Below are 20967 nucleotides of genomic sequence, written 5' to 3' on the forward strand. Positions count from 1 at the left end.
GAGTTCTGCTGTCTGATACAAGAGGATAAATTGAATTGATAGAACTCACCTAAAGAAAGAAACTACCCGTTCACCATCCACAGGTTTAAACCAAGGAATAGAGGTGGCAACCGGTTCAATAATCCCCCAATGGTCGCCTTCCAAATAATAACCTCCACCACCGGTAGTACGGACCGTAGCCCAATCCCAACTGAAATCTCCGATAGAATACCCGTCATCGTCACAAGACTGCATCACCGGTATTAATGATACCAGTGCCAATAAACTCAAAAAACACTTAAACTTTTTCATATTTCATTCCTTTTTCTTTATTCAAACCTTCTGTATTATAAATAAAAAAGCCGTGCATTTACTGCATCGGCTTTACGTTTATTCAGAAAAAGAAAGTTATTTTTTCAACAGGTCCAGCATCTTACAGGCCGCACGGCGGGGAGCACCGGCAGGCCCCAGCCGTTCCGCAACATAATCATACCCGGCAAGCATCCCATTCCTATATTCTTTATCTTCAAGAATACGTCTCAACTCACACTGCATATTTTCCACCGTCATGGTATCAGCGACCAGCTCCTTCACAATCTCGCGGTCAGCAATCAAATTAACCAGCGAGATGAACCTTACCGTCAGGATATGGCGTCTCAAGAACGAGATTATTTTCCCAACCGGAGTATGATAACAAACCACCTGCGGAACCCGAAACAAAGCGGTTTCAAGGGTAGCCGTACCCGAAGTAACCAAAGCCGCGTCCGCATGCTGCAAAAGCTGGTATGTCCTGCCAAAGATTATCTTTACTTTTGACAAGCCTACATAATCCTTATAATAGTCCGGAGAGATACCCGGTGCGCCTGCCAATACCAGTTGATAATCCGGAAAAGCAGAAGCCGCTTTCAACATATCCGGCAGATTGTCTTTAATCTCCTGCTTCCGGCTACCCGCCAACAAGGCGATTACCGGCTTATTCTCCAACCGGTTCTCTGCGACAAACTCCGCAAAATCTCCCGAATGGACTTCTTTATAAGCCGTCACCTCATCTACCGTAGGATTTCCGACATAATGAATAGGATACTGATGCTTCCCTTCAAAAAACTCTACTTCAAAAGGAAGAATGGAGAAAAGCTCGTCCACATCACGTTTTATATTTTTGATGCGATATTCTTTCCATGCCCATATCTTCGGAGAAATATAATAATAGACGGGTATCCGCGTTTTTGCATGCACAAACCGGGCGATATCCAAATTAAAACCGGGATAATCCACCAGGATTACGACATCCGGGTTCCATGCCATTATATCTTCCTTGCAGCGTTTCATATTTGCAAAAATAGTACGCAAATGAAGCAACACGGGAACGAACCCCATATACGCCAATTCTTGGTAATGCTTCACCATAGTTCCGCCGACAGAAGCCATTAAATCTCCGCCGAGAAAACGGAAATCCGCTTGCGGGTCTGCCGCTTTCAAAGCAGCCATCAGATGGGAAGCGTGCAAGTCACCGGAAGCTTCACCGACAATCAGATAATATTTCATGGAAGGTCACTATTTAATGAATTATAATTTCGACTGTCATGCCAAGATTAGAGTCCTGCCCGCAGACACTGCCCACGCAGCTCATCTACAAAACCGTAAGCTGTCACATCGACGGTAGTCGGAGTGATGGCTACATATCCGTTGGCCAATGCCCAATGGTCGTTTTTTTCATTTTCAGGCTCACAATCGGCAAATTCGCCAGTCAACCAGAAATAATTCATATCATCTGGCCGCGGGCAAGACACCCACTCATTTGTCCAGCGCCCTTTTGCCTGTTCACAAACCTTCACCCCTTTGATATCGGCTATGTCCGGGAAATTCACATTCAGGCAAGTCAACGGAGGAAGCCCCTGCTCCAATACCATAGCGGCAATCTTGCGTATGTAAGGACCTACCGCTTCAAAATCGGCATCATGGCTATGGTTACACAACGAAAAACCGATGGAGGGAATACCGTTCAAGCAACCTTCGATTACAACTCCCATCGTACCGGAATAATGCACGTTAGTCGCGGAATTATCTCCATGATTGATGCCTCCCACAATAAGCTCCGGTTCGCGTTCCAGTACCGCATTCCGCGCCAGCTTAATACAATCGGTAGGCGTTCCCGAACACTTATAGACAGTCAGTCCGGGTTCTTTCCTGACTAATTGATAATGAACAGGCTGAGTCACTGTAAGCGCACAACCGCTACCGGAACGCGGAGAATCCGGCGCCATTACCACAATTTCCCCTAAGGGACGGAGAAACTTTACCAGTTCGTTAATCCCCTTCGCCATAACCCCGTCATCATTTGAAACGAGTATCAACGGCTTTTCATTTTCCATATATTCAATCCTTTCCTTTTTAATATCTGCACAAAAGTAGCAAAAAGAAGCTGGAACGCCAAACAGAACTTTCTGCTCTTATGCCGGATGACAGATGGAAATTCCGATTAACAGAACAGACCGCATTACTTTTTTATAGCTTGTAGAAGCGTAGTAGACAACACTTTTCCCCGTTTAGTAAGTTCCTCAGACTTCACCAGCCCGATTCCTTCCGCATACCATTCCATGGTATATTCCGTCTCGGAAAAGAACATAAACTTCGCTTTGTTTTCCGTATAAACCTTGATACAGTCAAAATCGCCGGCAGGGGTACGGATGATTTCCCGGCCTTTATATTTCCCTTTCAGATATGCCTTCATCGTCACCGTATTCATTTTTTGACAATAAGTGCAAGGAGGTACCTCTTCCCCTTCTTTGGCATTTTCTCTCAAAGGGATGATGATACGTCCTTCGGTACGAATGACCTTGCTATATTCCGCACATGCTTTTTCCGCTTCCTCCCGCCGGTTTTCGGGATAAGTGGAAAGTATGCGTTTCCGTATCCATTCATTTTCCATCTCGCTATCAAGCAGATTGATTTCCGTAACACCGGTATCCTTATGATAAACATAAGTTTGCAGGCTGTTTCCGTCCATAGTCTGCAGATTATTTCCATTCATTATGCTCCGGACGGCATAGCGGTCGCCGTGAACCGTCTGCCTCATTGTCAGACGATTGTCTTCATCTTTTACGTCAATGACACTTGCCGTATCTTTCAGTATCTCATTTTTCTTACGGTCTACAGTAATATAATACGCTACCGCACCTTTCTTGGCGTTGAAATATTGTGCCTGAACGGAAATCACGCACAAAAAGGGAACAAACAACAGAAGAAGTTTTACCATGTCAGTAATTGTTTTACAAAATTATTCAAATTTAATAAAAAATCCAATACCACAGAAAATATAGCGGCCAAAAGCGTCTCAGTTATTATAATTACGTCATTTTTATGAGTTTTACTCTCAAAGCAAAAATGGAAAAGGCGGAATGAGCGCAAAACACGGAAGAGGTTCCCCGATATGCACGGCATATTCGAGAAATAACAGTTTAACACCATGAAATCCATTCTCATACAGGCATCGGGTAAAACTCGCCTGCCAGTTGCAAGAAGCGAATAAAAATACCTTTTCCGACCTTACGGCAAAGTGCGGAAATGAACGCTCTCCTACCCGTTTACAAATCTTAATCTTCTGCAAGCGAGCAAAAAAAGAAATAGATATCCAATATAAATATGTATATTTGCAAGCTCGTTAAAGAGAAAAGAAGATGATGAACCTGTTGAAGTTTTGTAACCGTTTCGTCCGACAGTTATTAACAAAACAGGCGACTTATCAACAGAAATTGCAAAGTTTCTCTTTTTTCGTAGGCGCTCTAAGGATTTATCACTTATTTCGCTGCCAATAAATTTAGAGAATATGGGAAAAATTATTGCTTTGGCTAATCAAAAAGGTGGTGTAGGAAAGACAACGACTACAATCAATCTCGCCGCATCACTCGCTACACTTGAAAAAAAGGTACTCGTGGTAGACGCCGACCCGCAAGCTAATGCCTCTTCCGGACTGGGAGTAGACATCAAGCAATCGGAATGCACTATCTATGAATGCATTATTGACAAAGCCAATGTACAGGACGCTATTCATGACACCGAAATCGATTCTTTAAAAGTTATCTCTTCGCACATCAACCTCGTAGGAGCAGAGATTGAAATGCTGAACCTCCCAAACCGCGAAAAGATACTGAAGGAAGTACTCACCCCTTTGAAGAAAGAATATGACTATATCCTGATAGACTGTTCTCCTTCACTAGGACTCATCACCATCAATGCTCTGACGGCAGCCGACTCCGTGATTATCCCCGTACAAGCCGAATACTTCGCCCTTGAAGGAATCAGCAAACTGCTGAACACCATCAAAATCATCAAATCGAAATTAAATCCGGCTTTAGAAATCGAAGGCTTCCTGCTGACGATGTACGACTCGCGCCTGCGCCAGGCAAACCAGATTTACGATGAAGTCAAACGCCATTTCCAAGAACTGGTGTTCAACACCGTAATTCAAAGAAACGTAAAGCTAAGCGAAGCCCCCAGCTACGGCATTCCGACCATCCTCTACGATGCGGACTCCACCGGAGCCAAGAACCATCTGGCTTTAGCCAAAGAGATTATCAACCGAAACAACTAACGAAGAAGATATGGCAACACAAAGAAGAAATGCATTAGGACGCGGACTCGACGCCTTGCTCTCAATGGATGACGTGAAAACCGAAGGTTCTTCTTCCATCAACGAAATAGAATTGGCGAAGATTTCCGTCAATCCCAACCAGCCCCGCCGCGAATTTGACGAGACAGCATTGCGGGAACTGGCGGACTCAATTGCGGAAATAGGTATCATACAACCGATTACCTTACGAAAGGTATCGGACGACGAATATCAGATTATCGCAGGCGAACGCCGCTACCGCGCTTCACAAAAAGCAGGTTTAAAAACCATTCCCGCTTACATCCGCACGGCCGACGACGAGAACATGATGGAAATGGCGCTGATAGAGAATATACAGCGCGAAGACCTGAATGCCGTAGAAATCGCCCTGGCCTACCAGCATTTGCTCGACCGGTATGAACTTACCCAAGAACGCCTGAGCGAACGCATCGGTAAAAACCGAACGACAATCGCCAATTACCTGCGTCTGCTGAAATTGCCGGCCCCTATCCAAATGGCTTTGCAAAACAAACAGTTGGACATGGGACACGCCCGTGCATTGATTTCGTTGGGCGACCCTAAACTGCAAGTAAAAATATTCGAAGAGATACAGGAACACGGATATTCCGTCCGTAAAGTAGAAGAAATCGTTAAATCATTAAGCGAAGGTGAAGCAGTGAAAAGCGGCACACGGAAAATAACTCCGAAACGCGCCAAACTTCCGGAAGAATTCAACTTGCTGAAGCAACAGCTTTCAGGTTTTTTCAGTACCAAGGTACAGCTCACTTGCTCCGAAAAAGGGAAAGGGAAAATCAGCATTCCTTTCAACAATGAGGAGGAATTGGAACGTATCATGGAAATCTTCGATACGCTAAAAAAGTAAATGACAAGAAAAAGTAAGAAATATCAAGTACTAGTCAGTGCCCTGCTTCTCTGTTTTTTACAGGTGGCAGGGATTGATATGTATGCACAAGACCCGGTAACCCCGGTACAAAAGGACACCGCCATCCTACGCCGGGAACCTCCGAAAGCCCGTGCGAGGAGACACCGGGAACCGGCCCAGAAACCAGATTCGTTGAAGAAAGATTCCATCATCCTGCCCCTTCGGCAGCTTCAATCAATCGATAGCCTGTCAGCCGCCAAAATACAGATAGCGGACAGTCTCGACGCAATCAACCGGAAAGAGTTGAAAAAAATAGAACAACCGGTATCCGTCAAGATAGACCCCGACAGCGTTCCGCCTCCCTCCAAGGACATCAATAAAAAAATATTCATGCCCAATCCTACCAAAGCGACATGGCTGGCGGTCGTCTTTCCGGGCGGAGGACAGATTTACAACCGGAAATTCTGGAAACTGCCGATTATATACGGAGGGTTTGCCGGTTGCGCCTACGCTTTAAGCTGGAACGGTAAAATGTACAAAGACTACTCACAGGCTTACCTAGATATCATGGACAGCAATCCGAACACCAAAAGTTACGAAGATTTGCTGCCTCCCAATGCAACTTACAACGAGGAGCAACTAAAAAATACGTTAAAACGAAGGAAAGATATGTTCCGGCGTTATCGGGACCTTAGTATATTTGCATTCATCGGAGTCTATCTCATCTCCATCATCGACGCTTACGTGGATGCGGAGTTGTCCAACTTCGACATCACCCCGGACTTGAGTATGAAGGTGGAACCGGCAGTTATCGACAACGACAACAATAACAGCCAGTTCCGGCCGAGCAGCTTAAAGAGCAAGTCAGTAGGCCTGCAATGCGTATTACGATTTTAAAAACACAAATTAGATTGATCTTATTATTGAAGCATGAAGAAATTAGTAAACTATTGTTCGATTGTTCTTCTTTTACTATCGGCGGCATCCCAGGTAAAAGCCCAAAGCGTAGATGTAGTGATTCGTGAAAACGGAACAGAACATAAAGAAAGCATCGACTTGCCGATGAGTATGACCTATCCGCTCGACAGCTTGCTGAATGACTGGAAAGTAAAAAACTATATTGATTTAGGTAAAGATTGCAGTACGGCGGAAGTCAATCCGATATTCAGCGATTCGGTTTACATGGACCGTTTGTCACGCATTCCGGCTATCATGGAAATGCCTTATAACGACATCGTACGCAAATTTATCGACATGTACACCGGACGCCTGCGTAACCAGGTTTCTTTTATGTTAAGCGCCTGCAACTTTTACATGCCGATTTTCGAAGAAGCCCTGGATGCCTACGGCCTTCCGCTGGAACTGAGATACCTCCCCATCATCGAATCCGCCCTTAACCCGTCTGCCGTTTCACGCGCCGGTGCATCGGGATTGTGGCAGTTCATGATTGGCACGGGTAAAATCTACGGTCTGGAATCGAACAGCCTGGTAGACGAGCGCCGCGACCCGATAAAAGCGACATGGGCGGCCGCACGTTACCTGAAAGAGATGTATGCCATTTACGGAGACTGGAACCTCGTTATCGCCGCCTATAACTGCGGTCCCGGCACAATCAACAAAGCAATCCGCCGCGCTAACGGCGAGACGGATTACTGGAAAATATATAACCTGCTGCCCAGGGAAACAAGAGGATACGTACCGGCGTTTATCGCTGCAAATTACGTAATGACATACTACTGCGACCACAACATCTGTCCGATGGAAACAAACATTCCGGCAAGTACAGACACCGTACAGGTGAGCAAAAACCTGCATTTCCAGCAGATAGCCGACCTTTGCAATGTCCCGCTGGACCAGATAAAGAGCCTGAATCCGCAATACAAGAAGCAAATCATCCCCGGCAACAGCAAACCGTACACCCTGCGGTTACCAATCGACGCAATCAGCAACTTTATAGACAAACAGGACACAATCTATGCACACCGCGCCAACGAGCTGTTCCGCAACCGAAGAGTCGTCGCCGTGAAAGAGACCTCCAGTGCCCGCAGAAATACAACCGCTGTGGCAGGAAAGGGAAAACTGTCCTATTACAAGATAAAAAGCGGAGACACTTTATCTTCCATTGCGGAAAAACACGGTGTCAGCGTAAGGAACATACAACGGTGGAACGGATTGTCCGGTACCAGGATTACAGCAGGAAAACGATTGAAAATATACAAATAAACCTCTTCCCGCTTGCATCATTCGGAAATTTGCTTATTTTTGCAAAAATAAGCAAGTGAAAGAAGAACAGTTATGGACAATCTAACCCCCAAAGACATAGCAGAAGAAGAGATGATTAATCAGGCATTTCACCAATTACTGAATGATTATCTCAACACCAAACATCGCAAACGAGTTGAAATCATCACCAAGGCTTTCAACTTTGCCAACCAGGCGCATAAAGGAATCAAACGCCGCTCCGGCGAACCTTATATTATGCACCCGATTGCTGTAGCGAGCATCGTATGCAACGAAATCGGACTCGGTTCTACCTCCATCTGTGCGGCATTGCTGCATGATGTTGTGGAGGACACGGACTACACGGTGGAAGACATTGAAAATATCTTTGGACCCAAGATAGCCCAGATTGTAGACGGACTCACTAAAATATCCGGAGGCATCTTCGGCGACCGCGCCTCTGCACAGGCGGAGAACTTCAAAAAGCTGTTGCTGACGATGTCCAACGATATCCGGGTAATCCTTATCAAGATAGCCGACCGGCTACACAACATGCGTACCCTTGGTTCCATGTTGCCTAACAAACAGTATAAGATAGCAGGCGAAACTCTCTACATTTACGCTCCGCTCGCCAATCGACTGGGGCTCTATAAGATAAAGACCGAACTTGAGAACCTGAGTTTCAGGTACGAGCATCCGGAAGAGTATGCGGAGATAGAAGAAAAGCTGAATGCCACTGCTGCCGAACGAGATAAAGTATTCAATGACTTCACAGCTCCTATCCGCACGCAACTTGACAAAATGGGGTTGAAATACCGGATTCTCGCCCGTGTCAAATCAATCTACTCCATTTGGAACAAGATGCAGACCAAGCATGTCCCTTTTGAAGAAATATATGACTTGCTAGCCGTCCGTATCATCTTCGAGCCGCGCAATATGGAAGAAGAGTTGAACGACTGTTTCGACATCTACGTATCCATCTCCAAGATATACAAGCCTCATCCCGACCGCCTGCGCGACTGGGTGAGCCATCCCAAGGCAAACGGCTACCAGGCGTTGCACGTCACTTTGATGGGCAACAACGGCCAGTGGATTGAGGTCCAAATCCGTAGCGAACGGATGAACGATGTTGCCGAACAAGGATTCGCCGCCCATTGGAAGTACAAAGAGGGAGGAGGAAGTGAAGATGAAGGAGAACTGGAGAAATGGCTAAAAACCATCAAGGAAATATTGGACGACCCGCAACCGGATGCTATCGACTTTCTGGATACAATCAAACTTAACTTATTTGCCTCCGAGATATTCGTATTCACGCCCAAAGGAGAACTGAAAACGATGCCGCAAAACTCGACAGCACTCGATTTCGCCTTCTCCCTGCATACGGACATCGGCAGCCATTGCATCGGCGCCAAAGTGAATCATAAATTAGTTCCGCTAAGCCATAAGTTACAAAGCGGCGACCAAGTGGAAATCCTGACGTCCAAATCACAGCGCGTGCAACCGCAATGGGAAGCCTTTGCCACCACTGCCCGCGCCCGCGCCAAGATAGCGGCAATTCTCCGCAAAGAACGTAAGGCAAATCAGAAAATAGGCGAAGAGATTCTAAGCGAGTTCCTGAAGAAAGAAGAGATTCGCCCGACAGATGCTGTAATCGAGAAATTACGGAAACTGCATAATGCAAAGAATGAGGAAGAGTTGCTGGCTGCTATCGGCAGCAAAACAATCGTTCTGGGAGAAGCTGACAAGAACGAGCTGAAAGAGAAACAAACCAGCAACTGGAAAAAATACTTGACTTTCTCTTTCGGCAACAACAAAGAAAAGCAGCAAGAAGAAAAAGAACCGCAGGAAAAAGAAAAGATTAATCCGAAACAGATTCTCAAACTAACGGAAGAAAGCCTGCAAAAGAAATACATCATGGCAGAATGTTGCCATCCTATTCCGGGGGACGACGTATTGGGATATATTGACGAGAACGACCGTATCATCATTCACAAACGCCAATGTCCTATTGCCGCTAAACTAAAAAGCAGCTACGGTAACCGCATTCTGGCTACCGAATGGGACACTCACAAAGAATTGTCTTTCCTCGTTTATATCTACATAAAAGGCATAGACAGCATGGGGCTTTTAAACGAAGTCACCCAAGTCATCTCCAGACAACTAAACGTCAATATCCGCAAACTGACCATCGAAACCAATGACGGTATCTTTGAAGGGAAAATACAACTATGGGTACACGACGTAGACGACGTAAAAACAATCTGCAACAACTTGAAGAAAATCCAGAACATCAAACAAGCCAACCGGATAGAGGAATAAACACAAAAGTAGAAGCCCATAGCCGTAGTTGCCAGTTATATACAACCTTGACATCCTACGAAGCATTTTCCTATTTTTTCAGCTAATTCAGGAAAAGGAGAAGGAACATGAAACCGGCAGATATGCTTAAAGATATCCGAAGGGAGTGTCAAAACTAAGATAAACACTCGGAACAGTTACAGAATCTAACTGATAAACATAAAAATAACCGTATCATTACTCAAAAATAGAGTTGATACGGTCTTTTTATTGCCGATGAAGAGTGCCGAGTTTCAGATGAGAAGTTCATTTCCTCTAAAATTGAATTTTGACACCCCTATCTTTTTTATTCTATGAATACCCCTGTTTCTATCGTTAAAAACACATCCGGATATAAAGTAATTTATAACCGTAAATCCTGCTTTCATATTTATGCAAACACCCCTTTTTATACAAACACCCTTCCACTGTCCGGATATTATTCCCGACCGTCCAATTCCCGTTTGATAGCCAGAAGTTCTTCTTTGACAGCTTTCAGCCGACTCACAATTTCATAATTACGGACAGTAGCCTCCTTATTGTCCTTCAACCTCTGCCGGGCCCCCGGAAGCGTCATTCCCTTTTCCTTCACCAAATGATAAATCAACCCGATAGTCTCCACGTCCTCTTTACGATACTGGCGTATCCCCCTCCCGACAGTCCTGGGAGAAATCTGCGGGAACTCTTTTTCCCAGAAACGAAGCAGGGACGGATTGACACCAAACATATCAGCGACTTCCCCGATTGAGTAATACAGTTTCAACTCTTTATCCGTACTGAGCATAACATTCTTCCTTTATTTAAGAGATTAATCGAAAACCTTACCGTGATTGGCGGCCAACTGAACCATTTTCTCATAATCTTCCGCACTTAAATCCATGAAATAATAATTTACCGGATTCACAACCTGCCCTTTCACGTGCACCTCATAATGCAGGTGCGGACCGGTACTCTTTCCCGTACTGCCCACCTTTCCGATGACCTCCCCACGAACCACCTTTTTGCCGACCTTGGTATTAAACCCTTGCAAATGAGCGTAGCGGGTCATATATCCAAACCCATGATTTATTTCAATCGTATTGCCATATCCCGTTTCCCATCCCACTTTCACAACAGTCCCGTCTCCGGTGGCATATACATCCGTCCCCTGATGAGCCGAAAAATCCATTCCCGCATGAAACTTCGTCGTGCCGTAAATCGGGTCGATACGTGTACCGTAACCGGAAGCAGTCTTGCGAAGATCCTTATTGGAAATAGGCTGGATAGCCGGAATACACTTCAACATCTCGTCATGGTTCTTACACATCTCCACCACATCGTCAAAAGACTTGGACTGAATATACAACCGCTTAGACAGCACATCCAGTTTCTGCGTCGTATTTACCACCAATTTGGCATTTGCCAAATCCATCAGTTCCTCATACCGGTTTGTCCCCCCGTAACCCGCCTGGCGGATAGCCGGAGAAACCGGGTCGGCCTGCAAAATCACCCGATATAAGTTATCGTCACGCTGCTGAATATCCTGAAGCACCCCCATCGCATCATCCAGACGGCGGGAAAGGACATTATATTGCGCCTGCAAACGGCTATTCTCTATCCGTAACTCCTTTTCCGACGGAGAACCAAAAATCAAGAGCAATATGATGAAACATCCCGCTCCCAATCCCATACCGTAAAAGAGCCTGCGCAAATAGCTAAGCACACGCTGCCGCACAGTCGGATAAATTCGGTCATAAGTCTGGGTCTGTGGATTATAGATATAGTAAACTTTGCGCATCTTTTTGGAAATATTTCGCTTGTTAATACCGCAAAAGTAATAAAAACACGCTATCTTTGCACCGTTTTTATAGATTTATGAATTATGATTTATGATTTATTGGGATTCCAACGACTCACAGACCATGATTCATGAACCGTCAAATTATAAATCATAATTCATAATATGTTGACTGCAAAAGAAATCAGAGATTCGTTCAAGAGTTTCTTTGAGTCGAAAGGACATCACATTGTCCCCTCGGCTCCGATGGTAATAAAAGATGACCCTACCCTGATGTTTACAAACGCGGGTATGAACCAGTTTAAAGATATTATTCTGGGCAACCACCCGGCGAAATACCATAGAGTCGCGGACTCCCAAAAATGCTTGCGTGTAAGCGGAAAACATAATGACCTGGAAGAAGTAGGACACGACACCTACCATCATACCATGTTTGAAATGCTCGGTAACTGGTCGTTCGGCGACTACTTCAAAAAAGAAGCAATCAGTTGGGCGTGGGAATACCTGGTAGACGTATTGAAGCTAAATCCGGAAAACCTCTATGCCACCGTATTTGAAGGAAGTCCGGAAGAAGGGCTGGGACGTGACGACGAAGCCGCTTCCTACTGGGAACAATTCCTGCCGAAAGACCACATCATCAACGGCAACAAACACGATAACTTCTGGGAAATGGGCGACACAGGCCCCTGCGGTCCGTGTTCCGAAATCCATATCGACCTTCGCCCGGAAGAAGAACGCGCCCGTATCTCCGGACGCGACCTCGTGAACCGTGACCATCCCCAAGTAATCGAAATCTGGAACCTCGTGTTCATGCAATATAACCGCAAAGCCGACGGCAGCCTTGAGCCCCTTCCCGCCAAAGTCATTGACACGGGTATGGGATTCGAGCGTCTATGCATGGCATTGCAAAGCAAAACATCCAATTACGATACGGACGTATTCCAGCCAATGATAAAATACATCGCTTCGCTGGCAGGCACGGAATACGGAAAAGACAAACAACAGGACATCGCCATGCGAGTGATTGCCGACCACATCCGTACCATCGCCTTCTCCATCACAGACGGGCAGTTGCCGTCAAATGCAAAGGCAGGTTATGTCATCCGCCGCATCCTGCGCCGCGCCGTCCGTTACGGATACACTTTCCTCGGCCAGAAACAAGCGTTCATGTACAAGTTGCTCCCGGTATTAATCGACAACATGGGAGACGCCTACCCTGAACTGGCAGTACAGAAAACACTGATAGAGAAAGTAATCAAAGAAGAAGAAGAAGCATTCCTCCGCACGTTGGAAACCGGTATCCGCCTGTTGGACAAAACCATGGAAGAAACCAGGGCTGCCGGAAAGACGGAAATCAGCGGAAAAGACGCCTTTACCCTATATGACACCTTCGGATTCCCGCTCGACCTGACGGAACTAATCCTTCGCGAAAACGGAATGACCGTAAACATCGAAGAATTCAATGCGGAAATGCAGCAGCAAAAACAACGCGCGCGCAATGCCGCCGCTATCGAGACCGGCGACTGGATAGTATTGAAAGAAGGAGCAACCGAATTCGTCGGTTACGACTATACCGAGTACGAAGCATCCATCCTCCGCTACCGCCAGATTAAGCAGAAAAACCAGACATTGTACCAAATCGTGCTCGACTACACCCCATTCTATGCGGAAAGCGGCGGTCAGGTAGGAGACACGGGAGTACTGGTAAGCGAATTCGAAACGATTGAAATCATCGACACCAAGAAAGAAAACAACCTTCCGATACACATTGCCAAAAAGTTGCCGGAACATCCGGAAGCCCCGATGATGGCATGCATAGACACAGACAAGCGGGCCGCCTGTGCAGCAAACCACTCGGCGACCCACCTGCTGGACGCCGCCCTCCGGGAAGTGCTGGGCGAGCACATCGAGCAAAAAGGCTCGTTAGTCACACCGGATTCTCTGCGTTTCGACTTCTCCCACTTCCAGAAAGTGACAGACGAAGAAATACGTAAGGTAGAACACCTCGTAAACGCCAGAATCCGCGCCAACATCCCCCTGACGGAATATCGCAACATCCCCATCGAAGAAGCCAAAGAACTGGGAGCCATCGCTCTTTTCGGCGAAAAGTACGGTGACAAAGTACGTGTTATCCAGTTCGGGTCCTCCATCGAATTCTGCGGAGGCACACATGTGGCCGCAACGGGAAACATCGGCATGGTAAAAATCATTTCGGAAAGTTCCGTCGCTGCCGGTGTCCGCCGTATCGAAGCCTATACGGGAGCACGTGTAGAAGAAATGCTGGACACCATCCAGGATACGCTTAACGACCTGAAAGCGCTCTTCAACAATACGCCGGATTTGGGCATCGCCATTCGCAAATATATCGAAGAAAACGCAGGCCTGAAAAAGCAAGTGGAAGACTTCATGAAAGAAAAAGAAGCCGCTTTAAAAGAAAGACTGCTGAAAAACGTACAAGAAATACATGGCGTCAAAGTCATAAAGTTCTGTGCCCCGTTGCCGGCGGAAGTCGTGAAAAACATCGCCTTCCAGCTCCGCGGCGAAATAACGGAAAACCTGTTCTTCGTAGCCGGAAGCGTCGACCACGGCAAACCGATGCTGACCGTCATGATTAGCGACAACCTGGTAGCCGGCGGACTGAAAGCGGGCAACCTGGTGAAAGAAGCCGCCAAGCTGATTCAAGGCGGGGGCGGCGGCCAACCTCATTTCGCGACAGCCGGCGGCAAGAACACAGACGGCCTGAACGCAGCCGTTGAAAAAGTATTGGAACTCGCAGGGATTTAACATCCCCGGACGACATAAAAACCGGTAAAAAGAGATTAGTCTCCCTGAAAAAAAGGAGCTAATCTCTTTTTTTATTATATTTTTCCTACCTTTGCGAACAGATTAGTTATTTTTCTTTTCCTTCAAAACAAATAAAAATAAGTAATCACTAATACCAAAAGAACGATGAGAACACCGATTTATCTATGCCTGCTGTTAACCTGCATGCTGATTTCCTGTGCCCCAAAGCAAGAGAAACACGAAGTAGATTACACATCCTACGTAAATCCGTTTATAGGGACAGACTTTACCGGCAACACCTATCCCGGCGCACAAGCGCCGTTCGGAATGGTACAACTCAGTCCGGACAACGGACTTCCCGGCTGGGACCGCATCGCCGGCTATTTCTATCCGGACAGCACCATTGCCGGATTCAGCCACACCCACCTGTCAGGCACAGGAGCCGGCGACCTGTATGACATCTCTTTCATGCCCGTCACCCTGCCCTACAAAGAAGCGGAAGCCCCGTTAGGCATCCACTCCAAATTCTCCCATGAAGACGAAAGCGCCTATGCAGGCTACTATCAAGTACGGCTGACCGATTACGGCATCAACGTCGAATTGACAGCGACCGAACGTTGCGGCATCCAACGCTACACATTCCCCGAAGCCCAATCCGCCATCTTCCTGAACCTGAAGAAAGCCATGAACTGGGACTTCACCAATGACTCCCATATCGAAGAGGTAGACTCCGTCACCATTCAGGGATACCGCTTTTCCGACGGCTGGGCACGCGACCAGCACATTTACTTCCGTACCCGTTTCTCCAGACCGTTCGAGAAGATGGAGCTGGACACAACCGCCATTATCAAAAACGGTAAACGTATCGGCACAGCCACCATCGCCCGTTTCGACTTCCACACCGGTGAAGGCGAACAAATCCTAGTCAGTACAGCCATTTCCGGCGTGAGCATGGAAGGAGCGGCCAAGAATCTGCAGGCAGAAGTCCCGGAAAACGATTTCGACAAATACCTCGCCGAAACGAAAGCTGACTGGAACCGGCAACTCGGAAAAATAGAAATAAAAAGCGACAACGAAGACGACAAAGTCAACTTCTACACCGCCCTGTACCACTCCATGCTCGCCCCCACCATCTACAGCGACGTAGACGGAGCCTACTACGGTCCCGACAAGAAAATACACCGGACAGACGGCTGGGTGAATTACAGCACCTTCTCCCTGTGGGACACCTATCGTGCCGCCCATCCCCTCTTCACCTACACCGAACCGGAACGTGTCAACGATATGATAAAATCCTTCATCGCCTTTTACGAACAAAACGGACGCCTGCCCGTATGGAATTTCTACGGAAGCGAAACAGACATGATGATTGGCTACCATGCCGTTCCGGTAATCGCGGACGCCTACCTGAAAGGAATCGGCGATTTCGATGCAGAGAAAGCGCTAGACGCCTGCGTAGCGACAGCCAACCTGGAACACTACCGGGGCATCGGTCTCTACAAGAAACTAGGATACATCCCCTACAACGTGACAGACAGCTACAATGCGGAAAACTGGTCGTTATCCAAGACCCTGGAATACGCCTTCGACGATTACTGCATCGCCGAGATGGCACAGAAAATGGGAAAGAAAGACATCGCCGACGAATTCTACAAACGTTCCCAAAACTACCGCAACATCTACAATCCGGCCACCTCTTTCATGCAGCCGCGGGACGACAAAGGCGCCTTTATCGAAGGCTTCAAGGCAGACGAGTACACCCCTCATATATGCGAAAGCAACGGATGGCAATACTTCTGGTCCGTGCAGCATGACATCGACGGGCTCATCGAACTGACAGGAGGCAAAAACAGATTCGCCGAGAAACTGGACAGCATGTTCACCTATCACCCGGCGGCAGACGAAGAACTTCCGATTTTCAGTACGGGAATGATAGGACAATACGCTCACGGCAACGAGCCCAGCCATCACGTCATCTACCTGTTCAACGCCATAGGACATACCAACCGGACGCAAGAATACGTAGCAAAAGTGATGAACGAACTCTACAGGAACGAACCTGCGGGACTTTGCGGCAATGAAGACTGCGGTCAAATGTCCGCATGGTACGTATTCAGCGCCATGGGATTCTATCCGGTAAATCCGGTCAGCGGAAAATACGAGATAGGCACCCCCTTGTTCCCCGAAACCCGACTGCACCTGGCAAACGGCAAAACCTTCACGGTGCTCGCCCCGAACGTAAGCAAGAAAAACATCTACATCCGGTCAGTCAGAATAAACGGGCAACCCTATGACAAAACTTATCTCACCCATGAACAAATCATGAACGGATCCATTGTAGAATTCGAGATGAGCGATACGCCGCAGGCGGCAGGAGCCATATCCGAAAGGGAAAAACCGTAAGTTACCTAAACCAATCCAACGAGAGAATGAACGAAAACTTCGATTCCGTCTACAAGGCGCTGTTCCGCAGATACTACCCCTACCTCCTGTTCTACGCCACCCGGCTGGTAGGAGAAGAAGAGGCGGAAGACATCGTACAGGACGTGTTTGTAGAATTATGGAGACGGAGAGACACCGTAGAGATAGGCGACCAGATTCAAGCCTTTCTCTACCGTGCCGTTTATACCCGCGCCCTCAATGTGCTGAAACACCGTAATGTAGAAGACGGTTACTGCGCCGCCATGGAAGAAATCAACCAGAGACGCGCCGAATTCTACCAACCGGACAATAACGAAATAATCAAAAGGATAGAAGACCGGGAGTTGCGGAAAGAAATTTACGACGCCATCAATGAACTTCCGGATAAATGCAAAGAAGTTTTCAAGCTCAGCTACCTCCACGACATGAAAAACAAAGAGATAGCCGACGTTCTTGGGGTTTCGCTTCGCACGGTAGAAGCGCATATGTACAAAGCCTTAAAGTACCTGCGAAGCCGTCTTGATTACCTTTGGTTCATTTTATTCATATTTTTGTTTCCATAAGATAAGTGTTTTTAGGTTCTGAATTGTATTATTTATATGAAGGAAAAGAAAATGAAAAATCTGAGCGAAGAGATAGTAGACAAATATCTGGCAGGACAATGCTCTGAAGAAGAACTCATCGAAATAAACACCTGGATGAAGGAATCAAAAGAGAATGCCCGCCGGCTCTTCCGCATGGAAGAAATTTATCATCTGGGTAAATCCGGCCGCTACACCGACGGGCAACAAATAGCCCGTGCGGAAAAGCGGTTGTATAAAAAGCTGGATGAAGAAAAAGGGAAGCAAGGCAAAATACTGCGCATACGCCGCCGGATAAAATACGCCGCTGCCGTCGCCGCCCTCCTGATTGCAGGAGGCGGAACCGGATACTGGTTCCATCAACACGGAAGCAGCCAGCAGCTCATGGTCGCCGTTGCCGGTGAAGGTATCGTAAAAGAAGTGGTTTTGCCGGACGGAAGCAAAGTCTGGCTGAACAACTCCGCGATATTGAAATACCCGCGCGAGTTCTCCGAAAAAGAACGCAACGTCTACCTGGAAGGAGAAGCCTACTTTGAAGTAACCAAGAACCGCCATCAACCGTTTACCGTACAGAGCGACGCCATGCGCGTGCGAGTATTAGGCACAACGTTCAACTTCAAATCCGACAAACACTGCCGGATAGCAGAAGCGACGCTGATAGAAGGCGAAATCGAAGTGAAAGGCAACAAAGAAGAAGGACAAATCATCCTTACCCCCGGACAACGTGCGGAACTGAACAAAAGCAACGGACGCCTGACCGTGAAACAAGTGGATGCCCAGTTAGACGCCGTATGGCACGACAACCTGATTCCATTCCTGAAAGCCGACATTTTCACCATCACCAAGGCATTGGAACGCTTTTATGACGTGAAGATAATCCTGTCTCCCGACATAAAGGCGGACAAAACCTATTCGGGAGTGTTGAAAAAGAAGTCTACTATCGAATCCGTATTGAAGTCATTACAGAATTCTATTCCTATTGATTATAAAATCGTCGGAAACAATATTTTTATTTCTCCCCAATAAAAATACCGTTCCCGGCAAAACTAAAAAAAGCTATTACACCATGAAATTAAAAACATTCCTAGTTGTAGGATGTTTAGGAGGATTATTCACACTTAGCTCCTGCACAGCCCCCACTAATGTAAAAGACTACAGTGCTTATGTCAATCCCTTCATCGGCACCGGCGGACACGGACACACTTTCCCCGGCGCGGTAGTTCCGCACGGAATGATTCAGCCCAGTCCGGACACCCGTATCGATGGTTGGGACGCTTGTTCCGGCTACTATTACGCCGATTCTACCATCAACGGTTTTTCTCACACGCACGTCAGCGGAACCGGTTGCTGCGATTACGGAGACGTGCTGCTCATGCCCACCGTGGGCAAGCAGCAATATCTGACAACCGACCCCCAAAAACAACAACTGGCGTACGCCTCCACTTTCTCCCATGAGAATGAAACGGCAGAACCCGGATACTACTCCGTGTTTCTGGACACCTATCAGGTAAAAGCCGAATTATCAGCTACCCGCCGCAGTGCCATCCACCGCTACACGTTCCCCGAAAGCGCCGAAGCCGGGTTCATACTCGACCTCGACTACAGCCTGCAACGGCAGACCAACTCCGAAATGAAGATAGAAGTCATCAGCGACACGGAAATCTGCGGACACAAGAAATCGACCTATTGGGCCTTCGACCAATACATCAATTTTTACGCAAAATTCTCGAAACCCTTCTCTTACACGATGGTTACCGATTCCGTCACGATGGACGACGGCAAACGCCTTCCCATCTGCAAGGCATTGCTGCACTTCAACACCGCCCGGAACGAAGAAGTCCTGGTGAAAATAGGCATATCCGCCGTAGACATAGCCGGCGCACGCAAGAACGTAGAAACGGAAATACCCGGATGGGATTTCGACAAAGTGCGCAAAGACGCCCGTACCGCCTGGAACCGTTACTTATCCAAGATAGACATAACGACTGCCGACAAGGACGACAAACACATCTTCTACACCGCCCTGTACCACACGGCAATCAGCCCGAACCTGTTCACGGACGCGGACGGACGTTATCTGGGAATGGACCTTGAAATACATCAGGGCGACACCCTTCGTCCGATATACACCACCTTCTCCTTATGGGATACCTTCCGCGCACTGCACCCGCTGATGACAATCATCGACCCGGACCTGAACAGCCAGTTCATCAACTCGCTCATCAGAAAACATCAGGAAGGCGGAATATACCCCATGTGGGACCTGGCTTCCAACTACACCGGCACAATGATTGGCTACCATGCCGTCCCGGTAATAGTAGACGCATACATGAAAGGCTACCGCAATTTCGACGCCAAAGAAGCATACAAAGCTTCCCTGCGTGCCGCCGAGTATGACACGGCCGGAATCAAATGCCCGGACTTGGTGCTGCCCCACCTGATGCCCAAGGCGAAATATTACAAAAACTCAATCGGCTACATCCCTTGCGACCGCGAGAACGAATCCGTAGCCAAAGCATTGGAGTATGCCTATGACGACTGGTGCATATCTATTTTCGCAGAGGCGATGAGCGACTTTGAGACCAAAGCCAAATACGAACGCTTCGCCAAAGCATACGAATTCTATTTCGACAAATCTACCCGCTTCATGCGCGGACTGGATTCAAAAGGAGAATGGCGTACCCCCTTCAATCCCCGCGCCTCTACCCACCGTAATGACGACTATTGCGAAGGGACAGCCTGGCAATGGACCTGGTTCGTCCCCCACGACATAGAGGGACTTGTCAACCTGATGGGTGGTGAAGAAGCTTTCGTGCAGAAGCTCGACTCCCTGTTCACCGTAGACTCGGCGCTCGAAGGCGAAACGACCTCGGCAGACATCACCGGCCTTATCGGGCAGTATGCGCACGGCAATGAACCCAGCCACCACGTTATCCACCTGTACAACTACGTAAACCGCCCGTGGAGAACCCAAGAGCTGGTAGACAGCGTGTACCGGAGCCAGTATGCCAACGCCGTAGACGGACTGGCGGGCAACGAAGACTGCGGGCAGATGTCTGCATGGTACATACTCAACTCCATGGGATTCTACCAGGTATGTCCCGGCAAGCCGGTCTATTCCATCGGACGCCCGGCATTCGACAAGGCGACAATCAACTTGCCCGAAGGAAAGGCTTTCCACATCATAGCCAGGAACAACGGAAAGAAAAACAAATACATCGAGAGCGTAATGCTCAACGGCAAGCCGCTGAACACGCCGTTCTTCACCCATCAGGACATCGTAAAGGGAGGGACACTGGAAATCAGGATGACCGACCGTCCTACGAAATGGGGAACGGAATAAAAAACATCAGATTGCGAACTATAAAAAATAACT

15 protein-coding genes and 1 pseudogene are annotated in these 20967 nt (G+C 47.5%); 10 read left to right on the forward strand and 6 right to left on the reverse strand.

All coding sequences use genetic code 11. The features are described 5' to 3' along the window. Positions 1-51 precede the first annotated feature (51 nt). The 4 genes and pseudogenes from Q5076_RS14565 to Q5076_RS14580 form a co-directional block, all read right to left on the reverse strand. A pseudogene (locus tag Q5076_RS14565) lies at positions 52-291 on the reverse strand (NigD-like N-terminal domain-containing protein); the annotation flags it as partial. A 96-nt stretch (positions 292-387) separates the two neighbouring features. After that, entirely contained in the window at positions 388-1524 is a 1137-nt protein-coding gene (gene lpxB, locus Q5076_RS14570; RefSeq protein ID WP_303014326.1) for a lipid-A-disaccharide synthase, read from the reverse strand. A gap of 47 nt (positions 1525-1571) precedes the next feature. Then, positions 1572-2351, reverse strand: coding sequence for a 5'/3'-nucleotidase SurE (surE, locus tag Q5076_RS14575; RefSeq protein WP_303014327.1), 780 nt, complete (start codon positions 2349-2351; stop codon positions 1572-1574). 125 nt (positions 2352-2476) lie between these two features. Further along, entirely contained in the window at positions 2477-3235 is a 759-nt protein-coding gene (locus tag Q5076_RS14580) for a hypothetical protein (RefSeq protein WP_303014328.1), read from the reverse strand. A gap of 570 nt (positions 3236-3805) precedes the next feature. On the opposite strand from Q5076_RS14580, the gene Q5076_RS14585 reads away from it, so the two are divergent. From Q5076_RS14585 to Q5076_RS14605, 5 genes are all read left to right on the forward strand, one after another. Further along, a complete protein-coding gene (locus Q5076_RS14585; RefSeq protein WP_303014329.1) occupies positions 3806-4570 on the forward strand; it encodes a ParA family protein in 765 nt (254 codons plus the stop codon). Between the two features lie 10 nt (positions 4571-4580). After that, positions 4581-5471, forward strand: coding sequence for a ParB/RepB/Spo0J family partition protein (locus tag Q5076_RS14590; RefSeq protein ID WP_303014330.1), 891 nt, complete (start codon positions 4581-4583; stop codon positions 5469-5471). Then, entirely contained in the window at positions 5472-6368 is an 897-nt protein-coding gene (locus Q5076_RS14595; protein ID WP_303014331.1) for a DUF5683 domain-containing protein, read from the forward strand. It begins immediately after the preceding gene. Positions 6369-6401: 33 nt separating this feature from the next. Further along, positions 6402-7694, forward strand: a complete 1293-nt coding sequence (locus Q5076_RS14600) for a lytic transglycosylase domain-containing protein (RefSeq protein ID WP_303014332.1) — start codon at positions 6402-6404, stop codon at positions 7692-7694. Between the two features lie 72 nt (positions 7695-7766). Then, positions 7767-10010, forward strand: coding sequence for a bifunctional (p)ppGpp synthetase/guanosine-3',5'-bis(diphosphate) 3'-pyrophosphohydrolase (locus Q5076_RS14605; protein WP_303014333.1), 2244 nt, complete (start codon positions 7767-7769; stop codon positions 10008-10010). Between the two features lie 457 nt (positions 10011-10467). Here Q5076_RS14605 and Q5076_RS14610 read toward each other — a convergent pair whose 3' ends face one another. Beyond that, entirely contained in the window at positions 10468-10812 is a 345-nt protein-coding gene (locus tag Q5076_RS14610) for a MerR family transcriptional regulator (RefSeq protein WP_303014334.1), read from the reverse strand. 24 nt (positions 10813-10836) lie between these two features. Then, positions 10837-11805, reverse strand: coding sequence for a M23 family metallopeptidase (locus tag Q5076_RS14615; protein WP_303014335.1), 969 nt, complete (start codon positions 11803-11805; stop codon positions 10837-10839). Positions 11806-11970: 165 nt separating this feature from the next. On the opposite strand from Q5076_RS14615, the gene alaS reads away from it, so the two are divergent. From alaS to Q5076_RS14640, 5 genes are all read left to right on the forward strand, one after another. After that, positions 11971-14589 (forward strand): alanine--tRNA ligase, encoded by a 2619-nt coding sequence (alaS, locus tag Q5076_RS14620; protein WP_303014336.1) that lies wholly within the window; start codon positions 11971-11973, stop codon positions 14587-14589. 165 nt (positions 14590-14754) lie between these two features. Then, positions 14755-16992, forward strand: coding sequence for a GH92 family glycosyl hydrolase (locus Q5076_RS14625; protein WP_303014338.1), 2238 nt, complete (start codon positions 14755-14757; stop codon positions 16990-16992). 26 nt (positions 16993-17018) lie between these two features. Next, on the forward strand, positions 17019-17573 hold the full coding sequence (locus Q5076_RS14630) for an RNA polymerase sigma-70 factor (RefSeq protein ID WP_303014339.1): 555 nt from the start codon (positions 17019-17021) through the stop codon (positions 17571-17573). Between the two features lie 36 nt (positions 17574-17609). Further along, entirely contained in the window at positions 17610-18617 is a 1008-nt protein-coding gene (locus Q5076_RS14635; RefSeq protein WP_303014340.1) for a FecR family protein, read from the forward strand. A gap of 40 nt (positions 18618-18657) precedes the next feature. Then, positions 18658-20934, forward strand: coding sequence for a GH92 family glycosyl hydrolase (locus Q5076_RS14640; protein ID WP_303014341.1), 2277 nt, complete (start codon positions 18658-18660; stop codon positions 20932-20934). Positions 20935-20967: the final 33 nt, after the last annotated feature.

The sequence above is a fragment of the uncultured Bacteroides sp. genome, from assembly GCF_958445495.1.
Taxonomy (GTDB): Bacteria; Bacteroidota; Bacteroidia; order Bacteroidales; family Bacteroidaceae; genus Bacteroides.